Raw genomic sequence first — 1,674 nt, 5'->3', positions numbered from 1 at the left:
GAAGCCGGAGAGTTGCTGACCTGGGGCTTCTTTCTTGCGGTACTAATTAAAGGCGTCGTGCCAGCTATCGCGGTATGCATGGTAAGGCTCCAACGTTCTTCCAATGTGACGCGGGCGATACTTGCAAGAGTGCTTCTACTTGGCATGGCGGTTGTTGTAATCGTTGGCGCGGCAATTGCGTCATTCGACGACCTCTCATCACTCATACGCAATCACAAGCAAGTCAGATACCTTGCAAACCCTGGAAACTACATCGCTTCCATTGCGAAGGTTGTGCGAGAAGACACCCGTGCGGAGCGCGGTCCGATCCAAGTGGTTGGCCCCGATGCCATGATGACGCCTCATCCGCCAGGCGCGAAGCCCCACTTCTTGGTCATCGTTGTAGGTGAGACGGTTCGTGCGCAGAACTGGGGTTTGAATGGATACGGCAGACAGACAACGCCACAGTTGGCAGCGTTGGACGTCGTCAATTTCTCAGACGTGACCGCCTGCGGGTCAAACACCGAAGTGTCGGTGCCCTGTATGTTCTCTGCGTACGGGAGGCGAGACTACGATCGAGACAAGATCAAAGGTTCGGAGTCGCTTCTGCATGTTTTGGAGCGTGCCGGGGTCAGGACCCTATGGCGTGACAACCAGACTGGATGCAAGGGCGTCTGCTCTGATCTGGCATTTGAATCCTATCGCGTGCCGGTCAAGGATGTTCTGTGCGACGACCAAGCATGCCGTGACGAGATTATGCTGCAAGGTCTGCATGACTCGATCGAGGACAACCCTGGTGATGTCGTTGTCGTTCTACATCAGCTGGGGAACCACGGACCCAGCTACTTCAAGCGATACCCGGAAGATCTGACGAAATTTACTCCCGACTGCCGAAACGCAGACTTGGGCAAGTGCACACGCGGTGAAATCGTCAATGCGTATGACAACGCGGTCCTTGCGACAGATGACTTCCTTGCAAAGACAATTCGCATGCTTGAACAGGACAAGAGTCACGATACCGGGCTGATCTATGTCTCCGACCACGGCGAGTCATTAGGGGAGGCGAACGTCTATCTTCACGGGCTCCCCTACGCTATCGCCCCTGATACTCAGATCAAGGTGCCGATGGTGATGTGGATGTCTGATGGTATGAAGAGCAGCAACAACCTGGACCTTCAATGTGTCCGGGACCGATCAAAGCAGCCGTCCAGCCACGACAACCTCTTCCATTCTGTGCTTGGCCTGATGCAGGTTAGGACGACGGTGCTAGACGAGAGCCTAAATCTGTTCTCAGGCTGTACCAGCAACGCCGGTCACAGCCTATAGCCGACCACGGCGAGTATCGCTGTTGGAAGACCCGTGAGCGTCTCTTGGGCCCAAAAGAAGGAAACATCGAAGTGGCAGATATGTACGGTCATCGTCCGCGGAGCATTGCGCGCGTCTTTGAGGCGCTTCGCTGGTCTCTCCAGGGACTGAGATCAGCTTGGCTGCATGAATCGTCGTTTCGGTTGGAAGTTGTTATGGCCGCGGTGGCATTACCTACAGCTATCTTTTTCGGCAACTCAGGGGTAGAGCGAGTGCTTCTCATGGGGAGCGTACTGTTCGTTTTGGCATTCGAGCTGCTGAACTCCGCTATCGAGGCAGTGATCGAACGGTATGGCCCAGAAATCCATGAGCTGGCTGGTCGTGCGGTAA

2 protein-coding genes are annotated in these 1,674 nt (G+C 55.0%); both read left to right on the top strand.

Annotated features, from left to right (window positions below; genetic code table 11):
* On the top strand, positions 1-1,305 hold a 1,305-nt coding region (locus tag JCM9942_RS15320), incomplete at its 5' end, for a phosphoethanolamine transferase (protein ID WP_054660706.1).
* 71 nt (positions 1,306-1,376) lie between these two features.
* Positions 1,377-1,674 (top strand): diacylglycerol kinase (locus tag JCM9942_RS18460; RefSeq protein ID WP_172675153.1); only part of this gene is annotated, 298 nt, incomplete at its 3' end.

The organism is Stenotrophomonas pictorum JCM 9942 (genome assembly GCF_001310775.1).
In the GTDB taxonomy this organism is placed as follows: Bacteria; Pseudomonadota; Gammaproteobacteria; order Xanthomonadales; family Xanthomonadaceae; genus Stenotrophomonas; species Stenotrophomonas pictorum.
This window is presented reverse-complemented; position numbering and strand designations above follow the sequence as displayed.